The 3485-nt window shown below is 70.5% G+C and carries 2 protein-coding genes; both read left to right on the top strand.

All coding sequences use genetic code 11. The features are described from left to right. A partial coding sequence (locus FDZ70_08015) for a VWA domain-containing protein (GenBank protein TLM73005.1) occupies nt 1-1801 on the top strand: 1801 nt, incomplete at its 5' end. 85 nt (nt 1802-1886) lie between these two features. Continuing rightward, nucleotides 1887-3485, top strand: a 1599-nt coding sequence (locus tag FDZ70_08010; protein ID TLM73004.1) for a hypothetical protein, incomplete at its 3' end; no start/stop codon positions are given.

The raw sequence follows: 3485 nt of genomic DNA, 5'->3' as shown, positions 1-3485 counted from the left end.
CCTTCCCGAGATCGACGTCGTCGAGGGCTGCCGCTACTCGTGCGACCCGGCGGATCCGGGCTCGCGGTGCGAGGAGTGCCGCGAGCGCCGCAAGGCCGGGACGCTGCCGAAGGAGAAGCGCCGCCCGCGCGTCGTCGACCTGCCCGTCTCGGCCACCGAGGACCGGCTTGTGGGGACTCTGCACCTCGAGCACGCGCTCAAGCACGGCGAGCGCGTCTTCGAGCCCGGGCTGCTCGCTGACGCCAACCGCGGCATCCTGTACGTCGACGAGGTCAACCTGCTCGACGACCACCTCGTCGACACGCTGCTCGACGCGGCGGCCATGGCCGTGAACACCGTCGAGCGCGAAGGCGTCTCCTTCGTGCACCCGGCGCGCTTCATCCTCGTGGGCACCATGAACCCCGAGGAGGGCGAGGTCAGGCCCCAGCTGCTCGATAGGTTCGGCCTGTGCGTCGAGGTCGAGGGCATCGCCGACCCCGCGCAGCGCGTCGAGATCGTGAAGCGGCGTCACGCGTTCGAGTCCGACCCCGGTGCGTTCGCCCGTCGCTTCGCCGACGAGGAAGCCGGCCTCGAGCTGCTGCTCAAGCACTCCCGCGTGCGCCTGCCGTCGGTGCCGCCGTCGGACGAGGTGCTCGGGCTCATCGCCGAGATCTGCTCGCGCCTCGGCGTCGATGGTCATCGCGCGGACCTGACGATGGCGCGAGCGGCCGCGGCCGCCGCGGCACTCGATGGCCGCTCCGAGGCGAGCATCGCCGACGTCCGCGAGGTCGCTCCGCTCGTGCTTGCGCACCGCATGCGGCGCGCGCCGTTCGAGGACGCGGCCTACGACCACGAGACCGTGGAGAGCGTCATCGCCTCCGCGTCGCCGGGATCGGGCGAGGGCGACCCGCCGCCTCCGGCATCCGAGAACGGCGGGCCGGCTGACGGCGACGGCGCGACGGTGATCGCGATCGGCTCGGCGGAGGACGCGGGGCCGGGCGCCGAGCCCGTGAGCGCGAGGCTCGCCGCTCCGCTCGATCGTACGCGCCGCGCTCACAGCGGCAAGCGCCAGGAGACCACGAGCGACGACGGCCGCGGCCGCTACGTCCGCGCCGAGCCCGCCAAGGCCGGCGCGCCGGTCGACCTCGCGCTGGACGCGACCATCCGCGCGGCGGCGCCGTTCCAGGCCGGGCGCGAGGGTGAAATGGCCGTCCGCATCGAGCCGCAGGACATCCGCACGAAGGTGCGCAAGCGGCGCGTCGGGGCCTCGATCGTGTTCTGCGTGGACGCGAGCGGCTCGATGGGCGCCGCGAGCCGCATGGAGACCGCCAAGGCCGCGGTGCTGGAGCTCTTGGTCGAGGCGTACCAGCGCCGTGACCGGGTGGGCGTGGTCTCGTTCCGCGGTGAGGACGCCGAAGTGCTGCTCCCGCCGACCCAGAGCGTCGAGCTCGCCCAGCTCAAGCTTCGCTCGATGCCGACGGGGGGAGCGACGCCCCTCGCGCACGGCATCGTGTCATCGCTCGAGCTGCTCGAAGGCGAGGTCAGGCGCAATGCCGACACCGTGCCGTGGCTCGTCCTCGTGACCGACGGCCGCGCGAACGTGGGGATCAGAGGGGGGCTCGGGAGCGAGGACGCGCGCGCCGCCGCCACCCGGGTGAAGGCGTCCGCCGTCCACGCGCTCGTCATCGACACGGACAGCGCCGTGCTCGGGGGCGCTGCACGCGATCTCGCACGCGCGGCGGGGGCAGAGTACGTGCGGCTCGGCCACTTCGACGGAGCATCCGTCGCAGGTGCCGTCAGGGAGCGTCTCGAGGCCATCTGACCTGTTCAGGTGTGCTAAGATTCGGCTGTTCGGCGACCGCCCCTGGGACGGTCGTTTCGGCACGGATGGAGGGATTCTCGTGCACATGAACCGGGTCCTCAAGTTCTGGGTCTGCCTCGTGGTATCCGTGCTGATCTCGCCGCTGCCGGCGTTCGCATCGCAGTTGACGACGTACACGGCTGCGTTCACGGAGGTCAAGCTCGTGGAGAGCTTCGACGCTGAGACCGAGTCCCCGGGCAAGGGGAACCCGCTCGACGGGGTCGACTGGATCCACCAGCAGGTGCCGTATGTCGCATTCCGCGCGTACTCGGACCCCGCCGACCCCGACGGGTCCTACTACGACTCCGGGCTCCCGCTCGCGGGCTTCGCGTACAACGTCGATCGCTCCGCGCTGTCGACACCGGTCGTGCCCTACGCGGGGATGAGCCCGCCGATGGCGTTGCGCACCGTGCCCTTCCAGTACACGCTGCCGCCCGAGAAGTGGGACATGACCGACTTCTGGCCCGTCCTGTATGAGGAGACCGGGATGCCGGGCCTCGACATCCTCGGCTGGGAGCAGCTGGGTGCGTACGGCTTCTGGATGCCCGGGATGTACTACCCCTACGAGGGCCCTTGGGCGTTGCACGCGAAGTCCGTCGGAGCGTGGGCGGGGAGCGAGGCGTCTGCCAGCGGTGTCACGTCCCACTACTACTTCGGCCTCGACGTCACGCCACCGAGGGGACTGGACAACTTCCATGCCGCAGACGGCACGGCGAGCGTGATCCCCCGCGCGGTGCGCACCTTCATCTGGGACAACCCGTGCTCGACGAGTCTGGTCGCCACCGGCTACGACGAGCTGTCAGGTGACTCCCGCTGGGCCGTGTGGGTCAACGGCACGCGCCAGAATCCGCCGGAGGACGCCAACAACGACGGCATCTGGACGAGCGACTTCACCAACACCCTGTGGGCGCCGTATGCGTCCCTCACGATCTCGTCGTTCCATCCCGGCATGAACACGCTCGAGGTCGCGTGCGTCGACTTCGCCGGCAACATCGGACCGCGGACCTCGTACTCGTTCTACTCCGATACCGACACGCCGACCATCTCGATCCTCACGCCGGCGTCGGCCGGCGCGACGCTCGGCCTGACCCCGTTCTTCAGCGTGGACGCCACTGATCGCGCCGGCATCCAGCGCGTTACCTTCTCGGTAGACAGCACCGGCATCGCGACGATGACCGCGGCTCCGTTCGACTATCGCGCGACGCTGTCCACGGCAGCCTACGCCGAGGGCACGCACACGTTCAGCGCGACCGTCACCGACCTATACAACCGCTCTAGGACCGCCACACGCAGCTTCGTGCTCGACTACGACGCCGACGCACCACCCGACCCCTCCAAGCTGTACCAGGAGACGACGATCACGGTGACCGGCCAAGGAGCCGACGGCCTGGGTGTCGCGGGTACGGACGTGATGCACCCGATGTCGTGGTACTCGGGCCTCTATCCGGAGATGTCGTTCCTCACCACCGCGCCGGTCAACGGGTTCGCGTACTGCCTCGACCACACGACCGGCACGCTGCCCGTGATGCCGTCGCCGGGCGCCACAGGCACGGCGTACGCGTCGGCGGCGTCTCTGCCGGCCACGACCGGGAGCGCGGCCCAGGTGCTGCTCCCGGGCGGTTCCCGGGGTGTCGACATCCCGGGG

Source organism: Actinomycetota bacterium, from assembly GCA_005774595.1.
Lineage (GTDB): Bacteria > Actinomycetota > Coriobacteriia > Anaerosomatales > D1FN1-002 > D1FN1-002.
This window is presented reverse-complemented; position numbering and strand designations above follow the sequence as displayed.